This is a genomic window from Campylobacter sp. RM9334 (assembly GCF_020138145.1).
Taxonomy (GTDB): Bacteria; Campylobacterota; Campylobacteria; order Campylobacterales; family Campylobacteraceae; genus Campylobacter_E.
This window is the reverse complement of sequence record NZ_JACGAX010000001.1, coordinates 104,947-127,614: the sequence shown is the minus strand read 5'-3', so window position 1 is coordinate 127,614 and position 22,668 is coordinate 104,947. Positions and strand designations below refer to the sequence as shown.

Below are 22,668 nucleotides of genomic sequence, written 5' to 3'. Positions count from 1 at the left end.
CTATAAAAAATTCACAAAAGGCTAATAATAATGATAGTTACAAGATTTGCACCCTCTCCGACAGGGTTTTTACATATTGGTGGATTAAGAACAGCACTTTTTTCTTATCTTTACGCTAAAAGAAATAATGGTAAATTTATTCTTCGTATTGAAGATACAGATATGGCAAGAAATAGCGAAGAAGCAACCAAAGCTATTTTAGAAGCTTTTAAATGGGTTGATTTAGAAGTAGATGGGGAAATTACTTATCAAAGCAAAAGATTAGATATTTATAAAGAATACATTCAAAAATTACTTGATAGTGGCAATGCTTATTATTGTTATATGAGTGAAGATGAGTTAAACTCATTAAGAGCAGAGCAAGAAGCTAGAAAAGAACGCCCTAAATATGATGGAAGATACAGAGATTTTAAAGGCACTCCACCAGAAGGAATTAAACCAGTTGTAAGGATTAAAGCACCGCTTGATGGAGAAATAATAGTAAATGATGGAGTAAAGGGTGAAATCAGATTTAATGCTGCTGATATTTTAGATGATTTTGTAATAGCTCGTGCTGATGGCACTCCTACTTATAATTTCGTAGTGGTTGTTGATGATGCTTTAATGGGTGTAACTGATGTTGTTCGTGGAGATGATCATCTTTCAAATACTCCAAAACAAATAATAATTTATGAAGCTTTAGGCTTTAAGGTTCCTAATTTTTATCATCTAGCTATGATAAACGGAGAAGATGGCAAAAAACTTAGCAAAAGACACGGAGCAACCGATGTTATGGAATATAAGGCTTTAGGATACTTGCCTGAAGCTTTACTTAATTTCTTATTAAGATTAGGATTTTCAAATAAAGACCAAGAAATATTTTCAATGCAAGAAATGAAAGAATGCTTTACATTTGATAATGTTAGCAAAGGTGCAAGCACATATAACGCACAAAAATTAGAATGGATTAATGCTCATTATATAAAAAGCGTTAGCGATGAAAGATTAGTAAATGCTTGTAAAGATTTAGGATTTGATTTTTCAAGTGTTAAGAATTATTCATTCTTATTAACAATGTTAAGAGAAAGAGCTAAAACCTTAATAGATTTGATAAATAGTGCAAAAACTATTATAAACGAGCCAAATTCTTACGAAGAAAGTGGAGTTGCTAAGTTTGTAAATGATAATAGTAAAGCTTTATTTACTAAGTTTGTAAATGATTTTAAAGGTGCAAATACTGAAGCAGAATTTGAATTAGAAATTAAACAATTTTTAAATGATAATAATGCTAAGCTAAAAGACATAGCGCAATTAATTAGATTAAGCCTAACAGGAACAACAATTAGTCCTAGTATTTATGCTATTATGGAGTTTTTAGGCAATGATGAGATTAAAAAAAGATTTAATAATTTTTTAAAGGAGATTTTATGAATAATTTAAAAGAAAGAGCATTAGAGTATCATTTAGGCGGTAAATTAGGCACTTTTATTAAAACGCCTATGAAAGAATATGAGAGTTTAAGTTTAGCATATTCTCCTGGAGTTGCATATCCTTGTGAAGAGATTGCTCGTGATAGTGATTTAGCTTATAAATACACAAGTAAAGGTAATTTAGTAGCAGTTATTAGCGATGGTTCAGCTGTTTTAGGTCTTGGCAATATCGGTGGAATTGCAGGAAAACCTGTTATGGAAGGTAAGGCTTGCTTATTTAAAAAATTTGCAAATGTTGATTCTTATGATATTGAATTAAGCACTCAAGATACCGAAGAAATAATAGCAGCAGTAAAAGCTATTGCTCCTAGTTTTGGCGGTATTAACCTTGAAGATATAGCAGCTCCAAAATGTTTTGAGATTGAAGCAAGACTTCAAGACTTAGGTATTCCTGTAATGCATGATGACCAACACGGAACGGCTATTATTAGTGCGGCAGGGTTAATTAATGCTTGTGAACTAATTGGCAAAAAATTAGAAGACTTAAAGGTAGTTGTTTGTGGGGCAGGAGCAGCAGGGATTGCAAGTGCTAAGATATATAAGACTTTAGGAGTTAAAAAGATTTATTTAGTAGATTCTAAAGGTGTTTGCAATACTAAAAGAACAGATTTAAACGAGCATAAATTAGAATTTGTAAGAGAATGTGATGAGGATACTTTAGCCGATGTTTTAAAAGGAGCTGATGTTTTCTTAGGGCTTAGCAAAGCTGGAGCTTTAAGCGAAGAAATGTTAAAAACTATGGCAGAAAATCCAATAGTATTTGCTTTAGCTAATCCTGACCCAGAGATTTTACCTGAACTTGCGAAAAAAGTTCGCCCTGATGTAATTATTGCAACAGGAAGAAGCGATTATGACAATCAAATCAACAATGTTTTAGGCTTTCCATATATTTTCCGTGGGGCTTTAGATGTTAGAGCTAGAAAGATTTCTATGGGTATGAAAATAGCAGCTGTTAAGGCATTAAGCGAATTAGGACGCCTTGAAGTTAGCGAAAAAACTAAAAAATTATATGGTAAAGACTTAAAATATGGAAAAGATTTAATAATTCCAAAACCATTTGATGATAGGGTAAAAGCTTATGTTAGCACCGCAGTTGCTAAGGCTGCTGTTGATGAAGGCATAGCTTTAGTTAAAAATTTTGATGATAAAGCATATTTTGAAAGGTTATTGAATGAAAGTAATTAAAAATACACTAGTTTCAACTTATCTAGCGAAAATTAGAGATAAGAATACATCTTGTAGGGATTTTCGTGAGCATATAAAAAAGCTTAGTGGATTTGTTATTTATGAAGCTTGTGAATTTTTAAGCACAGAAAAAGTTAATATTCAAACTCCACTTATGCCTTGTGAGTGCGAAGTTATTAGCGATGATATTGTAATAGTGCCTATTTTAAGAGCAGCTCTTGGTATGAGTGATATTGCACTTGATTTATTGGGTAAAGCTAGTGTGGGATTTTTAGGTATTCAACGCAATGAAGAAACGCTTGAGCCTGAATTTTTCTTTGAAAAATACCCACAAGATATGCAAAATAAAACTGCAATTATAATTGACCCTATGTTTGCAACGGGCGGAAGTGCTATTGCAGCTGTTGATAGATTAAAATCAATTGGTGTCAAAAAAATAATTTTTGCAAGTATCATTGCAACTCCTGAAGCAAGAGATAGAATGAAAAAAGCTCATCCTGATGTAGCATTAATTACTGCTTGTTTGGATAAAGGGCTGAATGAAAAAGGATATATTATCCCAGGTCTTGGAGATGCTGGAGATAGGATATTTAATACTTTAAAGGCTTAAAAATGAAAAAAATATTATTGGGTTTAAGTTTATTTGTTTGTTTAAATGCTGAGGTAATTACACAAAATATCAAGGAATTTGATTTTACTAATAGTGATTATGCTGTAATTGATGTTAGAATGCCTAGTGAATACGCTGCAACAGGCGTTGTAAATAAAGCAAAATTGATAACATTTCTAAACGAAAATGGAAGTATCAATCCTGATTTTTTGAATGAAATTAGTAAAAATTATTCAAAAGATAGCAAAATAGCAATTATGTGTAGAAGTGGTAAAAGAAGTGCAATGGTAACTAAAATGCTTGAGCAAAACGGCTTTACTAATATAATAAATCTTGATGGTGGAATGAACGAATTATTAAAGACAAATATTAAATTAGTTCCATATCAAAATTAATTTTTAATCCTATTTTAAATTCTTTTTAAAATAGGATTTATTTAAGTATTCCTTGATAGCCTGTATTAAAAAGTGCTTGATTTATTATGCTTTCGTTAAGTTCTTTATCGCTTTTAATTATCGCTGTTTTATTTTCTAAACTAACATTTACTTTATTTACTCCATCAATTTTTAGTAGTGCCTTTCTAACAATTGCCGTGCATAATGGACAATGTATTTTAGGAATTTCTAAAGTGTATTCATAAGCATTTAAAACACTTAAAAATAAGCTTAACAATAATATTTTTTTCAAATCATTGCTCCTATAATTTCAGGATAAAATACGATAAATAATAATGCAAGTCCTATTAAAAATAATCTGATTTTATTTTTTTGATTTAGTTTTTTATAGACAAATATGCAATATAAAATGCAGGTTGCAATCCCCAAATATACTCTAAAAGGTGCTAAAAAATCAAAATTAACAAGGCTTACTCCAAATATCAAAAAGCTAATAGCTCCAACACAACAAAGGCTAGAGCTAATAGCTAAGATAAACATTGATATTAAATATTTTTTCATATTTGTTTTGAAGTGTATTCATACACAAATTCATTAGGTGAATAATAATCAATAGTATTTGAATCAACTTCAGCATATACATAGCCAAAATTATTAAGCGGTGCTTGAGCTGGGCGTGGAATTAGCACGAAATCTCTTTTGGTATTAAACTCGCACCAACACATTTCCCAATTACCGAATTGAAATTCTCTTAATTTTTGTATACCACTATCATTATTATCTAGGTTTAAAGATAATTTAACTTTAGCTACATCAGCAGGATCGCAAGGAATCCACCCATAGCCTTTTAGATAAAACTCCGCCCTACAATGTTGAGCTTTTGTTATATTTTCTTTACTACCCATTGCAGCATAAAATCTACTCGCACCTAAACGAATTCCAAAGCACTCTCTAGCAGGAATATTAATACTTCTTAAAAGTGCTACAAAAACAGAGCTAATATCAGTGCATTTGCCATAAAGTTTTTTACTTTCTAAAATAGCCTTAACATCACCAATTCCACACCCAATTACACTCTCATCACGAGTAAAATTAAGTGCTACCCAATCATAAATAGCTTTTGCTTTTTCTAAATCGCCTTTTATACCTTTTGTAATTTTTAGTGCATATTCTTTTACTATTCCACTAGTAAAAATATGTTCGCTTGGTTTTAAATATTGTGCGATACTTTCGTCTAATTTCTCGTTTTCATTAAAATTAACTTTAGAAAAATCAGTAATTCTATCATGAGTTTTAATGCTAAATTGTGTTATTAATTCAGCTTTTACATTAGAAAAACTTGCATATAAACTATTAGTTTCAAAATCACTTAAATAAATTTCATTGTAATTTCCACTATTTACAATATCACTTGTAAGGTATTGATATGAGCGTGATTTTGGTAATGGAAGCCATATTTTGCTAACTTCGCCTAATTCGCTTAAATTATGTTTTAAGCTTACAATGTATTCTTTACTATCGTCTTTTGTTGCTTGAGTATTATTTACTAAAGGTGTTTCATTCGCACTTAGTAAAGTGTTTGCTGCAACTGCAGACGATAAAGTTAAAAATGTTCTTCTTTTCATAACTTTATCCTTGTGTGAAATAAACTTTTATTTTAAATTATTTTATTTAATAATAAATTTAGTTTTTTAATAGTTTTTATGTTATTATTGACCTTTACATTTTTACAAAGGAAAATTATGGCTAAAGATGATGTAATAGAAATTGACGGCGAAGTTATTGAAGCTTTACCAAATGCAACTTTTAAAGTTGAGCTTGATAACAAACACGTAATTTTATGCCACATTGCGGGTAAAATGAGAATGCACTATATTAAAATTATGCCAGGAGATAGAGTAAGAGTTGAGCTAACTCCTTATAGTCTTGATAAAGGACGCATTACTTATAGACACAAATAATTTAGCACTTTTTATGGTGCTAAACTTCTAAATTATTTTTTACCATTCATTTATCTTGGGGGGGGGTATAATCACTCTTTTGAAAGGAGATTAAATGAGTGATTTAACAACAAATGAAAATCAAAATGAAAACAAATATGATTTGTTTAAAGGCGTTTTATTAGTTAATAATAACGACGTTACTCAATATGGTTTAATTTATATGAGTGAAATAGAAATAACTGCTAAATCCACAATTAATTATGAAGATGCGGAAAAGTCATTAAAAAATCTAGCTAGTTATTTGGGGTTTAATTGTATTTTAAATATAGTAAGAGATAACTATACTGATAGTATGCAAACTTCGGGGACTATGCATACAGAGGGTAGGGTTAGTAGTTTTTCTAATTCTTATAGTTCTACATCTACAATCAATACAGAAACTAAAGTAAATAATAATTTTAGAATAAAAGGCACTTTAGCAATCGTAGGCAAGCCAAATCCTAACGGAGTGAGCGTAAATATAAATGTTATTTTAGAAAGAGCAAATATAGTATATGAATGCCAAAGCACTACTCAGCCTATTTACGAAGCAAATTGTGCTTTAGAGAAGTTAGATAATAAAAGTAAAATAGCTTTAATATCTAGCGCTTCTTTAATAGTTCTTTGTCTAATTCCTATGATTGGTTTTGGTTTTGCATTTGTTAACATTGTTATCGTCGCTATTTCTTATTTTTCTATAAGTAAAATTAGGAAAATACCTTATAACACATTGCAAATTTGTGAGCCCAATCTAAAAAAAATGATTTTACAATATGGCGATGAAATGATAACCATCTATAAACTTACTTCAAAAACTAACATTAAATACATAGGAGAATAAATGAAAAATTTAATAAATAATTTAGAAGGTCTTAAGCAAGGTGAATTTGCAAAAGCTTTTCATAAAAATGCCATAGATGGCACAACAAATACAAATGAGTTATTAAAATATGCAAAAAACGATATATTGAAAAAATTTATTTTAATTGCAATTACGACAATAATAGCATCTATTGTATCTAGTATCGGTATTTTTTCTTTATTACTTACATTATATCCTTGGGTTTTTATATTTAGTGCAATTTATATAGTAATTAAGTTATTAAAGAAATTTAAAATATTTTAATTAATACGGAAATAAATTCCAAGTGGAATTTGAATCCGTAATTAAATAATTTTTATAATATGCTCTATTTTATTTTTATCTAGGATTTTTAAACTTCATTTATTATGGCATTCTACTTAAACACTTATTTCACAATCATTTGAGAGTTATCTTGGCGTTGAGGTTAACTTATTATAAATCTTCGCTTCATTTAACACCTGTTCTCTCTTATGCTCTCCAAAGATTTAAATTATAAACAATCAAATCTATTTTTTAAATTTTTTATATAAATAGATTAGTATTATTGGCAGTACAATAAAACCAAGTGGTGTAAAGCATAAGATAGTTGAGATTACTAATATTATTTTTTCTTTATTAGAAAAATTTACAATCGGTTTTGACTGTTCTATTAGATTGATATATTTATTTATATTTTCTTCACTAAAATTATAATCGTTATTTTCTATCATTAAATCAAAAGCCCTTGCAAAATTACCCGTTTTGTTTGTTGTATTTTCTTGCATTTTTACTCTCCCATGTGTTTTATTGTTACATTTTTAGAACATATTTTATAAATCGTTACAAAATCTTTACTGTATCTATCAAGCAATTCTTTTAAAGAATTTTCATATTTAACCAATGTTTCTACATGATTTTTAACAAGTCCTGCTCTTGTAAAATTTGCAAAGATATTCATCGGAAATATTGAGAGCTTTTGTTCTATATTTTTTATATGTAAATTTGCATAATAAATATTTCTTGCTGTATCTATACATTCTAAATATATTTTTTCTTTTTCTTTAAAAATTATTTTAAAGTATTTGCATTTGGATTTGGTTTGCCGATAATACCTAACAAACCTTTAATTGTAAATACATTGTTTGTTTTTGTAATGGATTTTATAGTAGAAGCTGTTTTGACAACATAATTTCTTGAAATTTCAAAAGGATTTGGACTAGCTTTCATAGTTCCTTTTGTATCCATTATACCGGTCGTGCTTGTATTATCTGTATATTGCTCTTTAGTAACTTTTAGAACACAATTAAAACCAAAAAAATCTGCCAATGCTTTTAGATTTTTTTCAGCATCTTTATAGTCTTCTTTAGATATAGAAATAATTTCAATTTCACTTAAATAAACTAAATCATAACCTACTATTTCATAGTTATCACTTAAAGCAACGCCTTTAAATAATTCATATTTGTTTTTGTTTATTGGTAATTCACTCATTAGTTCTCCTTTTGAGTGATTATACCCCCCCCCAAGTTAAACAAATGGTCAATTATATTTTTAATATAAAATAAAATTTTCTTAGAATTTAAATCTGTAATTAAATAATTTTTATAATATGCTCTATTTTATTTTTATCTAGTATTTTTGAAACTTCATTTATATTGGGATATTTCACCCACATTAAAAGTTATCTAAAACTTTATGAATTAAAAAAGTAAAATCTATAAATTAATTCTTAAATAATAGTTTGAGATTAGATTGCTAAGAAATTTTTAGAATTATCAAAGACAAATAAATTTAATATTTAAACCTATATTAATTTTGTTTTGATAATATTAGCACTTTTGCAATTTATCTGTGTGAAGAAGTAATATTTGAGTGAATTTTCCACCATTTAAATATTAGTTGGTAATTCGTGATACCTAAAAATGCAGATTGTAAAAAAGTGGAAAGCAAATTATTTTTTAGGAGACAAGATGAAAGTAAGACCATCTGTTAAGAAAATGTGCGACAAATGTAAAGTCGTTATGAGAAAAGGCGTTGTTCGTATTATTTGCGAAAATCCAAAACACAAACAAAGACAAGGATAAGGTATGGCTCGTATTGCAGGTGTTGATTTACCAAAGAAAAAAAGAATTGAATATGGCTTAACTTATATCTATGGTATAGGTTTATTTACTTCACGCAAAATTTTAGCAGCAGTTGGAATAGATCCAAACAAGCGTGTATATGAATTAAGCGAAGATGAAGCAGCAAATATTCGTAAAGAAATCCAAGAACATTATTTAGTTGAGGGTGATTTAAGAAAACAAGTTGCTATGGACATTAAAGCTTTAATGGATTTAGGTTCATATCGTGGTTTAAGACATAGAAAAGGTTTACCAGTGCGTGGTCAAAAAACTAAAACAAATGCTAGAACTCGCAAAGGTAAGAGAAAAACCGTTGGTGCAAAAGCGTAAGGATAGATAATGGCTAAGAGAAAAGTAGTTAAGAAAAAAGTAGTTAAAAAGAATATTGCTAAAGGTGTAGTATATATTAGTGCAACTTTTAACAATACAATGGTAACAGTTACAGATGAAATGGGAAATGCAATTGCATGGAGTAGTGCAGGTGGTTTAGGATTTAAAGGTTCTAAAAAATCAACTCCATTTGCTGCTCAACAAGCGGTTGAAGATGCTTTAAATAAAGCTAAAGAACACGGAATTAAAGAAGTTGGTATTCGTGTTCAAGGTCCTGGTAGCGGTAGAGAAACTGCTGTTAAGAGTGTTGGTGCAGTTGAAGGTATTAAAGTTACTTTCTTAAAAGATATTACACCATTAGCACATAATGGTTGCAGACCACCAAAACGCCGTCGTGTATAATATAAGTATAGGAATATAGGAGAAATAGTATGGCAAGATATACTGGACCAGTAGAGAAAATTGAAAGAAGATTAGGCGTTAGCCTTGCAATGAAGGGTGAAAGAAGACTAGCTGGTAAGAGTGCTTTAGATAAAAGACCTTATGCACCAGGTCAGCATGGTCAAAGAAGAGGTAAAATTAGCGAATACGGCTTACAATTAAGAGAAAAGCAAAAAGCTAAATTTATGTATGGTGTAAGCGAAAAGCAATTTAGAAAATTATTCCAAGAAGCTGCTAGAAAAGATGGAAATACAGGTTCTATTTTAATTCAATTCTTAGAACAAAGACTTGATAATGTTGTTTATAGAATGGGTTTTGCTACAACTCGCCGTTTTGCAAGACAACTTGTAACTCACGGACATATTTTAGTAAATGGTAAAAGAGTAGATGTTCCAAGTTATAGAGTATTACCAGGCGCTAAAATTGAAGTTGTAGAAAAAAGCAAAAACAATCCTCAAATAGTAAGAGCAGTTGAACTTACAAATCAAACAGGTATTGTTGAGTGGGTTGATGTTGAAAAAGATAAAAAATATGGAATTTTCACAAGAAAACCTGAGAGAGAAGAAGTTGTCATTCCTGTTGAGGAAAGATTCATAGTAGAGCTATACTCTAAGTAATAAGGAGTAGCAAATGAGAAAAGTAGTTACAACAGCTCATATGCCAAATGATTTTACTATTGAAAATATCGGCGAAAATAAAGCACGCATTAGTGCTTGGCCTTTTGAAATTGGTTTTGGCATTACATTAGCACATCCACTGCACAGGCTTTTACGCCTTAGTGCAATTGGCTATGCAGCAACTGCTATTAAAATTGATGGAGTAAGCCATGAATTTGATAGCAAAAGAGGTATGGTAGAAGATATTTCTTTATTTATTATTAATATCAAAAATATGCGTTTTAAAATTAAAAACGAAGATAGTAAAAGAGAAGAAGTAAGCTTTAGCTTTAAAGGGCCAAGAGAAATTAAAGGTAGTGATTTAGCTAATAATGTAATTGAAGTTGTAAATCCTGATAACTACATTGCTACTATAAATGAAGACACTGAATTAGACTTCACATTAATTATTGAAAAAGGTATTGGCTATGTAGCAAGCGAAGATTTAAGAGAAAAAACTGATAGTAGTTTTATAGCTCTTGATGCGTTTTTTACACCAGTTAGAAATGCAAATTATTCAATAGAAAAGGTATTACACGAAGATAATCCTGATTATGAAAAAATTGTATTTGAAATAACAACTGATGGTCAAATTACACCTGAAGATGCGTTTAAAAATGCTTTAGATGCTATGTATCAACAAATGATGGTATTTAATAAAATTGCAACTACAAGTCCTAGATTAATAGGGGAAGAAACAACTGAAGAAATTGATTTATCTCCTTTATTAAAAAGCGTTAAGGAACTTGGTTTAAGCGTAAGAAGTAATAATGGTTTAGAAAAAGCTGGCATTGAATTTATAGGCGAATTAGCTTTAATGAGTGAAAGCGATGTAAATAATTTAAAAAATGTTGGTAAAAAATCAGTGGATGAAATTACTACTGCTATGAAAGAAATAGGCTATCCGATAGGTTCAAATTCTGTAGATGCTTATAAAGATAAACTTATTGAAAAAATAAAAGAAATTAAAGGATAATAAATGAGACACGGACATGGATATAGAAAGCTAGGTCGTACTAGCACTCATCGTGCAGCTTTACTAAAGAATTTAAGCATTGCAATTATCAAAAATGGTAAGATTGAAACAACTTTAGAAAAAGCTAAAGAATTAAGATCATACATTGAAAAACTAATCACTCGTGCAAGAGTTGGAGATTTTAACGCTCATAGAGCAGTATTTGCAGCTTTACAAGACAAAGAATGCACAAATAAATTAGTAAATGAAATAGCTCCAAATTACAAAGAAAGAAATGGTGGCTATACAAGAATTATTAAAACAAGAACTCGCCGTGGTGATGCGGCTACTTTAGCTTATATTGAGCTAGTATAATAATTGAGTGCTTCGGCACTCAAAATATTATGAATAAAATAACACTCCCAAATAATCAAACTTTAGAAAACTATATATTAAACAAAGAACTTTTTACCCTAGCTGATATTTCTCAAAATGCTTATAAATTTTGGAAAAATATAAAATACGCACAATATCCAAATTCTAGAATTGTATTTTTAGATAAAAATACAATAGCTAAAAAATATGAGAATTTAATCCCTAAATGCTCTAATTTAAGTGGATTAGTATTAGCTAGTGCATTTTGTTCTATGAGTAATCTAGCGCCATCACATTTAAATCCAAATAATAATTCAAATCTTTTAAATGTAATAAAATTAGTAGAGATTGCAGGAATAAAATTTATTGATTTAAATGATTTTTTTACAAAGTTAAAAATACCTTTAAATTCTCATATTTATATAGAAAAATGTTGTTATTTTGCACCCGAGCCTTTTGAGAAAAAAATCAAACTCACAAATACTTTATGTTTAGGATATTACTAAGGAGATAAAATGCTTACGAAAATAAGAGATATTTTAAAAATCAATAATGCTGATTTTGCTTTAATACTAACGGCTGATTATCATTTAAGTGAGTATATTCCTGAGTATTTTAAACTTAGAGAATTTATAAGTGGATTTAGCGGTTCTGCGGGCTCGCTTTTAATTAGCCTTGATGATGCAATTTTATTTACTGATGGTAGATATTTTTTACAAGCTGAAAATGAGTTAAAAGATAGCATTAGATTAATCAAAAGTCCTGATTATATAGACTATATTAAAAACAATCTAAGCACTAAAAAGGCTTTAATTGATTTAAAAACCATATCTCAAAATAATTATGAAAAGCTAAAAAACCTTGTTAATATAATAGATTATGATAATTTTTATAAAGATTTTTACGATAAAAAACTTCCACAAGAGCCAATCTATAAACAAAATGAAAAATTCATAAGTGATTTAAGTGCTAATAAAATAAAAAAAGTCCAAGATGAATTAAAAAATAAAAACATTGATTATTGCGTAATCTCAAGCCTTAGCGATATAGCTTATCTTACAAATTATCGTGGTAAAGATGTGGAATTTAACCCCGTATTTTTAAGTTATATGATAATTTCACAAACTAATGCGATTTGTTATATAGAGCCAACAAAGCTTAAAAATATTCAAAAAGATTTAAATATAATTTATAAAAATTACGATGATTTTTATTCGGATTTATCTAGTTTAAGCGGTAATGTATTGTGTGATTTTGCCAATACGAATGCAAAAATTATTAGCTTAATAAATGCAAATTTAATAAATGAAATCTTGCCTAGCACCATACATAAAGCTTGTAAAAATGATATAGAAATAAAGCACATAAAACAAGCTCATATAATTGATGCTATTGCATTAACTAAGTTTAATTATTACTTAGAAAATACTAATTTAGACTTGGTTGATGAGCTAAAAATTGATGAAGTTCTCACACAATTTAGACAAGAAAATGAGTATTTTATCAGCAATTCTTTTGATACTATCGCAGCATTTAATGAAAACGCCGCAATAATTCATTATAAAGCAAACGCAAAAACTTCAAAATTACTTAATAAATCAGGCTTATTATTACTTGATAGTGGAGCTCAATATGAGTGCGGCACTACTGATATTACGAGAGTTTTTAAGATAAAAAACGCAAGTTTAGAGCAAATTAGAGATTATACTTTGGTTTTAAAAGCACATATCGCAATATCAAAAACCATAGCACCTGAAAATATAAAAATGCCTTTATTAGACAGCATTGCAAGAAAGGAATTATGGCAATACGGATTTGATTATTTGCACGGCACAGGGCATGGGGTAGGGTATTTTTTAAATGTTCATGAAGGTCCACAAGTTTTATCGCTAAATGCTAATATTAGCGAACATACTAAATTAAAAAGGGGTATGCTAACATCAATTGAGCCAGGTTTGTATCATAATAACAAATACGGAATTAGACTTGAGAATTTAGCAATTAGTAAGCATTGTTTTAGCAGTGAATACGGAGATTTTTTGAGCTTTGATATAGTTACGCTTTATCCTTTTGAGCTTGATTTGATTGATAAAAAATTATTAAATCAAGATGAGATTAATTGGCTAAATGATTATCATAAAAGGGTTTTTGATACCATAAGTGTATTTTTAGATGATGAGTTAAAGCAGTTTTTGGAATTTAAAACGAGAGCATTAAACTAAACTTTAGGAATATTATTTGCTATTAAACAAATAATTAAAGGAGTTTTAATGAAAGTAGAAAATATTGCATTATTTAATGATACTAAAATCAAAAAAAGCAAACAAATATCATCTGAATTTTTTACAAATGAATTAGCCAAAGTTACGACAAAAACTATATCAAATAATACGCCAACTTTACTAAGCACTTTAAACAATAGTATAAAAAATGAGCTTGATTATAAAAACGAATTAAATAAAGCAAAATCTAGCATTCAGTTTGGCTATAGCGTAGATAATGATGGATTTTTAGGAGCTGATTTTAATAAGGCTGCAGGATTGCCAGATGATTTTAAAATACATTCAAGCACACTAAAAGAAATAGTTAGATTTAATGAAAAAATGAATGTATATTCGGTGATGAAAGATTCGGGCAAGACATTTAGCAATATTGATTTAGCTGATACTATTAAGCATTATTATGATTTATTTACGCAAATTACTCACAACAATCAAGATTATCCAAGTGGTATTAGCATAGATTTTGGTTATAGTAAGGTTAGTTTTGATTATATAAATGATGTTAGCAAATACAAAATCACAAATATTTATAAAAATAACGAAGAATTAGAATATGCAAAAAGTATAAAAGCAGATGGCTTTAGCGTAATAGAGCTTAGTTTCGAGCCAAAAAATATTAGCGTTGATAAAGAACTTGCTTTTAGCCCTGATTTTTCTATGTATAATGAAAAAGAAAAGAAATTCATAGGATTTTTACAAAGCATAAATCCATTTGCAAGTGATAGTGGGACAACAAGGCTAAGCAAAGATGCTTTAAAATATGCTTTAGCTATGCAAGATGATTACAATAATATAAATAAAGATATTAAAAAGCATAAAGATTTATTAAAAATGGCTGATGAGATTAAGCATTTAGGCATTGATGAATTGCTAAAAACTAATACCGAAGTGGCTAAGTTTTTAGACAAAACTAAGGCTTGATTAGACTAAAATCTGCATTAGTTTTGCTTTATTCTCTTGGCTAATTTGGTAACTATCTTTACATTTTTGTAAAGTCATTTTAAGTGTTTTAGCGTCTAATTTGTGCGAGCTTAAAAACGAAATGCCTAATTCAAATTCTTTAGCTAAAACTACTTGAAAATACCAAGCTCTAGCCATATTTATATAATATTCATCACTTTTTATATTAAATATAGCTTTTAACCCATCTTTATAAGCGATAAATTTCATATAACAAATTATCCCAAAACGAATTTTGTATATGTGGTTTTCGCAAATTAATTCATTTGCAAAATCTTTTATATCTTGATTTTTAAAGCTTTTAGGCACTAAAGTATCACAATTAGCCCAATTATCAACGAAATCTAAATAAAGCTTAGTGTATTTTAGTGCTTTTGAGAAGTCTTTTTCATAATTAATCCCATAGGCAATTATTTGTAGATATTCATAAAATTTTTCATCTTTTAAAAACTTATTAAAAAATTCATCAAAGGTATTTTCTTTTTGAAGTTTTTTTGCGTAGTCTTTTAATATATTTGAGCGAACTCCTAAAATTTCATATTTGCTAAAAACTAATTTTTTATGAAATTCTTTATAATTGTTATCAATAAATTTTGTTAAATACTCTTTCAACCTAGCTCCTTTTAAATGCTAATATAAATAATTGGAATTTAAAGATTATATTTTAAATTCTAAAACTAAACTTAAAAAGAAATTACTAATTAACAAATATTTACAAATTTTTATTATTTTCATAGATTTAAAGTTAAATTTTGATAATATTAAAAGATTTTAATTCAAGGAATAATTATGAGAAATAAACTAAGTTTATCTTTATTAACTTGTTTGGCAATCAGCGGGGGGGGGTATTTACACGCTGAATTTTTTGATGTAGCTTGTAAAGATACTAATGATTGTGTGATAAATGATAAAAATGTTGAAGTAGGGTCTGAAAAAAATATAGGTAGTATAAGTGGTAATAAATCTACATTAAGTGTAAGTGGAAGCTTAACTGCAAATTCTATTAGCTTAAAAGAAGGAACTTTATCTAATAAAAATACTGGAAAAATTATTTCTTCTGTTATAAAAGGAGATAATACTACAGTTAGTCTAGTGTCTAATACTAATTCTTTATTTCAGGTTGATAAATTATATTTATCTAACTCTTCTAAATTAAATATTAGTGCTGGATCTTCTGGATACAATACGGTTGTTAATGTTGATTACTTTAAATTGGATAATTCAAGTATAGATAAAAGTGGTATGCTTGGTGTTAATATTCTTGAAGTGGTAAATAATGCTAGTTATAAAAATACTTTTTACAATGGACATATAGGTGAGTTAAAAATAGATGAAACTTCTACTTTTAATAATTTTCAAGGTAGTACTTATGTTAACAAGGTAACTAATATAAGTAAGAATGGTAATAAAGTAAAGCTTACTACTACTAGTGGTGGTTTAATTATTGGAGATTTAAACAATCTTGTACAAGGAAATATGAATAATGTAGACATTGAGGGAACAGGTCCTGTTGAAATTGTAAATATGCAATTAAATGATACCAATAAAATTGGCATTGGTGGAAATATAACATTAACTGGAAATATTAGTATTAATAATATGGATTTATCAAAAACGACTTCCACTCCAACTTCACATAAGATTGTTATAAAAGATGGTGCAAATGTTATAATTACCGATACAAATCTTACCAATCAATCTATAAATGCTAATAGTAGAAATGATAAGAATGGTTCTTTAACAATTATTGGTGGAATATTCAAAGATGTTAGTATAGGTGGGGCAACGGGAGCTACCAATCTTGCAAATGTTACTTTAGATAAAGTAAATATTGAAAATAGCGGATTAAATAAAGATAACAATATAATAGCTCAAAATGTTACTCTTAATAATATTACAACTTCAAATAATGCAAATATTAATGCAAAAACAAAATTGGATATAAAAAATTCTAAAATAGATAATACAAACAAACTTACAGCAACTAATGCAGAAATAGGAACTTCTACAATAGGTGCAGATATTAATGTAACTAATGAGTTAAAGGCAACAAATGGTGCGAATTTAAACGGCAGTATAACTTCAGGCACTATTATTGCTGAAAATGGTTCTATATTTAATGGGAATACAAAGGCTAATGACAGCATAACTGCTAATAGTGGCTCAAAATTTGTAGGAACTACTACAGCAACTAATAAAATTACTTCAAGCGGTGCTACATTTGATGGAGAAGTTACAGCAAAAGATTTAGAAAGTTCTAATAACTCTAAATTTAATAACAATATAATTATTTCAAATTCTATAACTTCAAGTGATACAACATTCGCAAAAAATGTAAGTGCAAATACAATCACTTCTACTAATTCAGTGTTTAACGGCACAACCACTGCAACTGATAGTATAACTGCTAATAGTGGCTCAAAATTTGTAGGGAATGTAAATGCAACTAATAAAATTACTTCAAGCGGTGCTACATTTGATGGGGTAGTGGAAGCAAAAGATTTAGAAAGCTCTAATAACTCTAAATTTAATAACAATATAACTATTTCAAATTCTATAACTTCAAGTGATACAACATTCGCAAAAAATGTAAGTGCAAATACAATCACTTCTACTAATTCAGTGTTTAACGGCACAACCACTGCAACTGATAGTATAACTGCTAATAGTGGCTCAAAATTTGTAGGGAATGTAAATGCAACTAATAAAATTACTTCAAATGGTGCTACATTTGAAAAAGAAGTAAAAACTGCATTCTTAGACGCTCAAAAAGGCTCTATATTTAATACTACAAGCATAGTCAATGCAACAGATATTAATGCAGTAGGTTCTACATTTAATGGAAGCATAGTTAAGAATAATTCAATTACAGCTGATAGTTCAACATTTGCTAATGCAATTGATACAGCTACTCTAACAGCTAAAAATAATTCAAGCTTTGCAAATGTTACAGCAAATACTATCACTTCTACTAATTCAGTGTTTAATGGCACAACCACTGCAACCGATAGCATAACTGCTAATAGTGGTTCAAAATTTGTAGGAAATGTAAATGCAACTAATAAAATTACTTCAAATGGTGCTACATTTGATGGGTTGGTAAATACAAAAGATTTAGAAAGTTCTAAAAATTCTATATTCAATAAAAACATAACAGCAAGTAATTCAATCACTTCAAGTGATACAACATTTAAAGCTATAGTAAATACAGCTACATTAAATTCTAATTCAAATTCTATATTTGATACTACAAGCATAGTCAATGCAACAGATATTAATGCAGTAGGTTCTACATTTAATGGAAGCATAGTTAAGAATAATTCAATTACAGCTGATAGTTCAACATTTGCTAATGCAATTGATACAGCTACTCTAACAGCTAAAAATAATTCAAGCTTTGCAAATGTTACAGCAAATACAATCACTTCTACTAATTCAATTTTTAGCGGTAGTGTAAATGCAAGTAATTCTATAAACTCTACAGGCTCAACCTTTAAAGCTTTAGTAAATACTTCTAGTTTAACTACTGATGCTAATAGTGTTTTTAGTGCTACATCTAAAGTAAATGTAGAGAAATTAACGGCTAATAGTACTAATTTTCAAGGTTTAGTGGATATTAATTGTAAAAATACTGACTGCACTTCAAGTCTTAATAATAGTAAGTTTAATGAATTAAGCGTTACAAATGCAACCATAAGCGATACATTTACAGCACACAAACTAACAGCAAATGATAAAGCTACATTTGAAAAAGATATAAAATCAGATTTTATCACGGCAAATAGCGGTTCAGTATTTAACGGCACAACCACTGCAACTGATAGCATAATTGCAAATAGCGGCTCAACTTTTAATGGTTTTGTATCGGCAAATAATATAACTTCAGAAAAATCAGTATTTAATAAAGAAGTTAATGTAAAAGATACTTTAAAGTCTAATAATTCTAGATTTAATTCTATAGTTAATGCCAATACAATTGAAGCAGTTTTAGACACTACATTCTCTAAAGATTCAAAAGTTAATGCTAACACTATTAATACGAGTAAATCTATATTTGATGGTGAAGTTGTAGTAAGCAATCTTAATGCACTTAATACAAAATTTAATGGAGCTACTACAATTGATTGTAAGGATAATACAAATTGTAAGTCAGATATTAAAGCTAGTTATTTTAATGATTTGACTTTAAAAAATAATGCAAAAATTACTCTTGATGAGGGAAGTTCGGCAAATAATTTAACATTACTTGATGATACTACTTACCTAGCACTTAATGGCAAATCTCAAATCACAGGCGATATTAAAAATGAAGGTATTATTGAGATAGTTGATGGGACGATTTCATCAAAAATCACAGGTAATGGGGACTTAATTAGTAATAAAGTAGTTTATACAAACGATGTTGAATTGAGTGATATTAAAGGTAGTGGGGGTAAATTTGGTGGAATAACAACTACTACAAATGATGTAAGCGTAGATAATACAACATTTGAAAAAGATTTAAATGTAGGTAAAACTTTATATGCTAATCAAGGAAATCAGTTCAGTGGTAAAGTTAGTGCTACTGATGCAATCTTTAGCCTTGATACAAGTAAATCTATGGAAAAAGGTAATGTAATTACGGCAAATCAAGTTGATATTACTAAGGATTTAAATATAAAAGATTTAAATGTTACAGCAGAAAATATCAAATCAAATTCCGCACGCATTACAAACTCTACTATCAACTCATCAAATATCAATTCTAATTTAGTAAATATTGCAAACTCTACTATTAATTCTAAGCTTTTAGGCAAAGATGATAGCTCAAGTAATGTATATGATGCTAATATACAAAAAGATAGCGGAACTTACACTACAAAACAATCAGAATTAAATGGCGGCGTAAGGGTTGATAAACTAGATACAACAAATACTCATATAAAAGGTCAAGTAGCAGTAAATACTTTAGTAGCTAATAATTCTAAGTTTTATATTTATGGTGGTGGAATTGATACTTCATTCCACGATATTTATAGTGGAGCTATAATAGTAAGAGAAGCTATAAGTGGTGCTAACAATACAATACAACTTGCGAATACAAACCTTACTATGCTAAAAGATAAAGAAGGTTTTATCCCTATAGCAATAGTTAATAACACTACTAATTCACAAAGAAGTGATGCAAATTCTCAATCAGGAATTAGCAAGGACTTTTTTAAAGTAACTTATCAAACAAAAGTGGCAAATTATGAATTAGCCGATAGATTTACGCATTTTAATCCTAATGCTAAAGGAAATGCTATTTGGAGCATTGGTATTAAAGGCGATGATTTAATAGATGAGAGTAATGTTGATAGTGTTATTTCGGGTCAAGATTTAGGCAATATAGCAAATGGTGCTAATAGCAATAATGTTAATACTTCTAGTTTAGAAGTTGTTTTAGGTGATATGTTTGATTTAATAGATTTTGATAAAGACGCTGTTGGGACGGCTAATTTCATTCTAACAAGCCCTGATTACATAGCAAATACTAAAAACAATACATTAAACAATAGATTAAGATTGGTAAAAAATCAAAAAGTAGGTAATGGATTTTGGCTAGATAATCAAATGGGATATAACAAATACGAATATAGTTCAATTCGTTATAAGAATTTTAATGTTGGTGCTGATAAGACAAATGAACTTAGCAATTCTAATTTAACTTTAGGTGTAGCTGCTAGTTTTGGAACGGCTGAAACTAAAGGAAATGTAGATGCTAATAGCGATTCAAAAGGCATTGGTTTATATGCTATGAATGTGTTTAATAATGGAGTGTTTATAGGTGCTAATGCTTTTTACCACAATATATCAAGCTCTTATGAGGCAGATAAATTAGGAATTAAAGCTGATAAAAATCACAATGTTTATACAGCTAGTTTTGAAAGTGGGGTTAGATTTGGGGATAAATATTATTTTGAGCCAAGTTTAAGATATGATTTGACTTCTTATAAGCCGACTGCAATTAGCACAAATGGTCTTAGTATAAGTGGGGATAGCCAATTAAAGCATACTTTATCAGCTAAATTAGAAGGTGGAGTTTCTATGCTAGATAGCCTTGATGGATTTTTATCTGTTGCACTTAGCAAAGAACTAACTAAAAAGCCTGATATGTTGTTAATAGATGAAGTTAAAGAAAATATCATTGAAGGTAAAAAGGGCGATACAAGTGTGAATTTAAATTTTGGTGTAGATTATAAAATCAACCCTAATGCTAGTTTTAATATCAATTTAGGAAGCAATCTTTACACAAATTCTGATAAAGAATTAAAAGGTAGCTTGGGCTTTAGCTATAAATTCTAATGAAGAATTCTAATTCGTAATTGTTATTACGAATTAGAATTTATTTTTACTATCACAATTATTTTCTTTTTTATTTGATATAACTAATAAAGATTTTATTGCTTTAAAATATTTTCAATTAATATATTTTTGAGTTTGTTGGTTGGATATTTTTTATGTAAGCAATTTTTAAATTCTGCTAATTATGTCAAAATGTATATTTTAAACTAAGATATTTTGCCGATAATTTCTAGGAGTAGATAGAACTATAAAAGTTATTTTTAGCTTTATATTGGTATTTTAAAGGGTTGTTAAAATAAAAAATAAAAGTTGATTTTAGTATCAGATGAAGTATAAATTTTGTAAATATACAGACTTATTAGGGCTAAAACCCTAATAAGATTAGTGAATTATTTTTTAATAAATTCGCCTAATAAATGTCTAAAAATCATAAATAATTCAAGACTTGATTTTTCTGCTTCTTTATAAAGCTCAACAATTTCTTTGCTATTAGACTGCTTGCTTGCAATATATCCAAGCGCTTGATTAATGCTTTCATGAACATTTTTATGCGGAGTATCAATCTTAGTGTATAAAGGAAGATGCCCGAACATTTCTTTACCTTCATTTTGATACCATTTACCAAGACGGCAACTAAAATGGTCGCTTAATTTTGTCGGATTTTCACTTAGTGCATTTGCATATCCATTTGCTTTAAATAAGATATGGTCAAGTTTTACTAAAGATGTAAATACTTCGTATTTGATAGCACTCGCATTAAATTTAATATCTTTAGATATATGCGATAATCTATCAAATTGTTCCGAAAATGTTCCGATATGTGCGTTTGAATCTTGTGATATTTGCTCTACCGATTCGCTTTGCGTAAACATTTCATTAGCGTTTTGTTTTAATAAATTGATATTCATTTCTACTTCAGCTGTTGCTTTTTGGGTTTTTTCTGCTAGTTTTCTAACTTCATCAGCAACCACAGCAAAACCACGACCATGCTCACCAGCACGAGCTGCTTCAATAGCTGCATTTAAAGCTAGCAAATTGGTTTGGTCTGATACATCTTTGATTAAATTAATTACATTTGTAATTTCATCAACGCTTCTATGGAGATTTTGTGCAGTATCACGAGATTTACTTGATGATTCAGTGATTTTTTCAAGTGATGTTATGATATTTTCAGATACTTGTTTAAGATTTACTATCATATCTACACAATCTGCTGAAAGAGTTTCTATTTCTTGAGCTCTTGATAAATCACCCTCAATATCTTTTTGAACAAAAGAAACGCTTTCTTTCATACCTTTTACCATAATGTCAAATAGTGAGAATTTGATTTTATCTTCTTCTTCATTATTTGCCTTTGCAGTAATTTCATTTTTTAATTTCGCAATTTCAGCTTCTAATTTTTCTTTTTCTGCTATTGCTCTATTTAATTTTTCCTGCAATTCATTTTGGAGGGTGTTATCTTTGTTAAAAAACATAAATACCCCCCCCATCAAGCTTTACTTTTAATAGAATTTAAATAATTATTTAAATCATCTTTTAATTTTAATTTTTCCTTTTTCATTCTAGCTATTTCTAAATCATCTAAATGAATTCTACCTTCTTCAGCATCTTTTATCTTATGATCTAATTCATTATGAGCTTCAAAAAGCTTATCAAAATGTGCGTCTTTACCTTTTAAATTCGTGATTAACTCTCTATGTTCGTGTAACATAACTTCTCCTTAATTTTTAGTAATGT

26 protein-coding genes are annotated in these 22,668 nt (G+C 28.7%); 17 read left to right on the top strand and 9 right to left on the bottom strand.

The window, feature by feature from the left end; translation table 11 throughout:
- Positions 1-9 precede the first annotated feature (9 nt).
- From gltX to AVBRAN9334_RS00680, 4 genes are read left to right on the top strand one after another with little or no spacing between them, the layout of a single operon-like run.
- The gene (gltX, locus tag AVBRAN9334_RS00695; protein WP_336606774.1) at positions 10-1,410 is read left to right on the top strand and encodes a glutamate--tRNA ligase; all 1,401 of its coding nucleotides are present in this window, start codon (positions 10-12) and stop codon (positions 1,408-1,410) included.
- On the top strand, positions 1,407-2,654 hold the full coding sequence (locus AVBRAN9334_RS00690) for a malic enzyme-like NAD(P)-binding protein (protein WP_336606743.1): 1,248 nt from the start codon (positions 1,407-1,409) through the stop codon (positions 2,652-2,654). The genes gltX and AVBRAN9334_RS00690 overlap by 4 nt, the downstream gene beginning before the upstream one ends.
- Positions 2,641-3,264 carry a uracil phosphoribosyltransferase gene (upp, locus tag AVBRAN9334_RS00685; RefSeq protein WP_214117776.1) on the top strand — a complete coding sequence of 208 codons (624 nt, stop codon included), beginning with the start codon at positions 2,641-2,643 and terminating at the stop codon, positions 3,262-3,264. The genes AVBRAN9334_RS00690 and upp overlap by 14 nt, the downstream gene beginning before the upstream one ends.
- A 2-nt stretch (positions 3,265-3,266) precedes the next feature.
- Positions 3,267-3,659 carry a rhodanese-like domain-containing protein gene (locus AVBRAN9334_RS00680; RefSeq protein WP_336606742.1) on the top strand — a complete coding sequence of 131 codons (393 nt, stop codon included), beginning with the start codon at positions 3,267-3,269 and terminating at the stop codon, positions 3,657-3,659.
- Between the two features lie 37 nt (positions 3,660-3,696).
- Here AVBRAN9334_RS00680 and AVBRAN9334_RS00675 read toward each other — a convergent pair whose 3' ends face one another.
- The 3 genes from AVBRAN9334_RS00675 to AVBRAN9334_RS00665 are packed head-to-tail and all read right to left on the bottom strand — an operon-like array spanning position 3,697 to position 5,284.
- Positions 3,697-3,951 (bottom strand): heavy-metal-associated domain-containing protein, encoded by a 255-nt coding sequence (locus AVBRAN9334_RS00675; RefSeq protein ID WP_214119551.1) that lies wholly within the window; start codon positions 3,949-3,951, stop codon positions 3,697-3,699.
- Positions 3,948-4,220 carry a hypothetical protein gene (locus AVBRAN9334_RS00670; RefSeq protein WP_214117773.1) on the bottom strand — a complete coding sequence of 91 codons (273 nt, stop codon included), beginning with the start codon at positions 4,218-4,220 and terminating at the stop codon, positions 3,948-3,950. Before AVBRAN9334_RS00670 ends, AVBRAN9334_RS00675 begins: the two co-directional genes overlap by 4 nt.
- Positions 4,217-5,284, bottom strand: coding sequence for a transglutaminase-like domain-containing protein (locus AVBRAN9334_RS00665; protein ID WP_336606741.1), 1,068 nt, complete (start codon positions 5,282-5,284; stop codon positions 4,217-4,219). The genes AVBRAN9334_RS00670 and AVBRAN9334_RS00665 overlap by 4 nt, the downstream gene beginning before the upstream one ends.
- A gap of 117 nt (positions 5,285-5,401) precedes the next feature.
- On the opposite strand from AVBRAN9334_RS00665, the gene infA reads away from it, so the two are divergent.
- From infA to AVBRAN9334_RS00650, 3 genes are all read left to right on the top strand, one after another.
- Positions 5,402-5,620 carry a translation initiation factor IF-1 gene (gene infA / locus AVBRAN9334_RS00660; RefSeq protein WP_214117771.1) on the top strand — a complete coding sequence of 73 codons (219 nt, stop codon included), beginning with the start codon at positions 5,402-5,404 and terminating at the stop codon, positions 5,618-5,620.
- Positions 5,621-5,714: 94 nt separating this feature from the next.
- Positions 5,715-6,482 carry a hypothetical protein gene (locus tag AVBRAN9334_RS00655; protein ID WP_336606740.1) on the top strand — a complete coding sequence of 256 codons (768 nt, stop codon included), beginning with the start codon at positions 5,715-5,717 and terminating at the stop codon, positions 6,480-6,482.
- The gene (locus AVBRAN9334_RS00650) at positions 6,483-6,767 is read left to right on the top strand and encodes a hypothetical protein (RefSeq protein ID WP_336606739.1); all 285 of its coding nucleotides are present in this window, start codon (positions 6,483-6,485) and stop codon (positions 6,765-6,767) included. It begins immediately after the preceding gene.
- A 245-nt stretch (positions 6,768-7,012) separates the two neighbouring features.
- Here the strand turns inward: AVBRAN9334_RS00650 and AVBRAN9334_RS00645 are convergent, their stop codons facing one another.
- The 3 genes from AVBRAN9334_RS00645 to AVBRAN9334_RS00635 all read right to left on the bottom strand — a co-directional run bounded on the left by AVBRAN9334_RS00645 (position 7,013) and on the right by AVBRAN9334_RS00635 (position 7,976).
- Complete coding sequence (locus tag AVBRAN9334_RS00645) at positions 7,013-7,270, bottom strand: hypothetical protein (protein ID WP_336606738.1); 258 nt, start codon at positions 7,268-7,270, stop codon at positions 7,013-7,015.
- A 2-nt stretch (positions 7,271-7,272) separates the two neighbouring features.
- Complete coding sequence (locus AVBRAN9334_RS00640) at positions 7,273-7,443, bottom strand: hypothetical protein (RefSeq protein WP_336606737.1); 171 nt, start codon at positions 7,441-7,443, stop codon at positions 7,273-7,275.
- Between the two features lie 110 nt (positions 7,444-7,553).
- Positions 7,554-7,976: a hypothetical protein gene (locus AVBRAN9334_RS00635; RefSeq protein WP_336606736.1), complete on the bottom strand. Its 423-nt coding sequence runs from the start codon at positions 7,974-7,976 to the stop codon at positions 7,554-7,556.
- A gap of 479 nt (positions 7,977-8,455) precedes the next feature.
- Here AVBRAN9334_RS00635 and rpmJ point away from each other — a divergent pair, with 479 nt between their 5' ends.
- Genes rpmJ through AVBRAN9334_RS00590 form a run of 9 tightly spaced genes read left to right on the top strand, consistent with a single transcriptional unit; the run spans position 8,456 to position 14,568 of the window.
- Positions 8,456-8,569 (top strand): 50S ribosomal protein L36, encoded by a 114-nt coding sequence (gene rpmJ / locus AVBRAN9334_RS00630; protein ID WP_214117768.1) that lies wholly within the window; start codon positions 8,456-8,458, stop codon positions 8,567-8,569.
- 3 nt (positions 8,570-8,572) lie between these two features.
- On the top strand, positions 8,573-8,938 hold the full coding sequence (gene rpsM / locus AVBRAN9334_RS00625; RefSeq protein ID WP_214117767.1) for a 30S ribosomal protein S13: 366 nt from the start codon (positions 8,573-8,575) through the stop codon (positions 8,936-8,938).
- A 9-nt stretch (positions 8,939-8,947) separates the two neighbouring features.
- Complete coding sequence (gene rpsK, locus AVBRAN9334_RS00620) at positions 8,948-9,340, top strand: 30S ribosomal protein S11 (protein ID WP_214117766.1); 393 nt, start codon at positions 8,948-8,950, stop codon at positions 9,338-9,340.
- A gap of 29 nt (positions 9,341-9,369) precedes the next feature.
- Complete coding sequence (rpsD, locus tag AVBRAN9334_RS00615) at positions 9,370-9,996, top strand: 30S ribosomal protein S4 (RefSeq protein ID WP_214117765.1); 627 nt, start codon at positions 9,370-9,372, stop codon at positions 9,994-9,996.
- A gap of 13 nt (positions 9,997-10,009) precedes the next feature.
- Positions 10,010-11,011 (top strand): DNA-directed RNA polymerase subunit alpha, encoded by a 1,002-nt coding sequence (locus AVBRAN9334_RS00610; protein WP_214117764.1) that lies wholly within the window; start codon positions 10,010-10,012, stop codon positions 11,009-11,011.
- A gap of 3 nt (positions 11,012-11,014) precedes the next feature.
- On the top strand, positions 11,015-11,365 hold the full coding sequence (gene rplQ, locus AVBRAN9334_RS00605) for a 50S ribosomal protein L17 (RefSeq protein WP_214117763.1): 351 nt from the start codon (positions 11,015-11,017) through the stop codon (positions 11,363-11,365).
- A gap of 29 nt (positions 11,366-11,394) precedes the next feature.
- Entirely contained in the window at positions 11,395-11,871 is a 477-nt protein-coding gene (locus tag AVBRAN9334_RS00600; RefSeq protein ID WP_214117762.1) for a cysteine permease, read from the top strand.
- A gap of 9 nt (positions 11,872-11,880) precedes the next feature.
- Positions 11,881-13,587: a M24 family metallopeptidase gene (locus AVBRAN9334_RS00595; RefSeq protein ID WP_336606735.1), complete on the top strand. Its 1,707-nt coding sequence runs from the start codon at positions 11,881-11,883 to the stop codon at positions 13,585-13,587.
- 48 nt (positions 13,588-13,635) lie between these two features.
- A complete protein-coding gene (locus AVBRAN9334_RS00590) occupies positions 13,636-14,568 on the top strand; it encodes a Cj0814 family flagellar-dependent secreted protein (RefSeq protein WP_336606734.1) in 933 nt (310 codons plus the stop codon).
- Here the strand turns inward: AVBRAN9334_RS00590 and AVBRAN9334_RS00585 are convergent, their stop codons facing one another.
- Positions 14,569-15,219 carry a DNA alkylation repair protein gene (locus tag AVBRAN9334_RS00585; RefSeq protein WP_214117758.1) on the bottom strand — a complete coding sequence of 217 codons (651 nt, stop codon included), beginning with the start codon at positions 15,217-15,219 and terminating at the stop codon, positions 14,569-14,571.
- 177 nt (positions 15,220-15,396) lie between these two features.
- Here AVBRAN9334_RS00585 and AVBRAN9334_RS00580 point away from each other — a divergent pair, with 177 nt between their 5' ends.
- A complete protein-coding gene (locus AVBRAN9334_RS00580) occupies positions 15,397-20,931 on the top strand; it encodes a hypothetical protein (RefSeq protein WP_336606733.1) in 5,535 nt (1,844 codons plus the stop codon).
- 389 nt (positions 20,932-21,320) lie between these two features.
- Here the strand turns inward: AVBRAN9334_RS00580 and AVBRAN9334_RS00575 are convergent, their stop codons facing one another.
- Positions 21,321-22,406 (bottom strand): methyl-accepting chemotaxis protein, encoded by a 1,086-nt coding sequence (locus AVBRAN9334_RS00575; RefSeq protein ID WP_336606732.1) that lies wholly within the window; start codon positions 22,404-22,406, stop codon positions 21,321-21,323.
- 14 nt (positions 22,407-22,420) lie between these two features.
- Positions 22,421-22,642, bottom strand: a complete 222-nt coding sequence (locus AVBRAN9334_RS00570) for a YdcH family protein (RefSeq protein ID WP_336606731.1) — start codon at positions 22,640-22,642, stop codon at positions 22,421-22,423.
- Between the last annotated feature and the right edge of the window lie 26 nt (positions 22,643-22,668).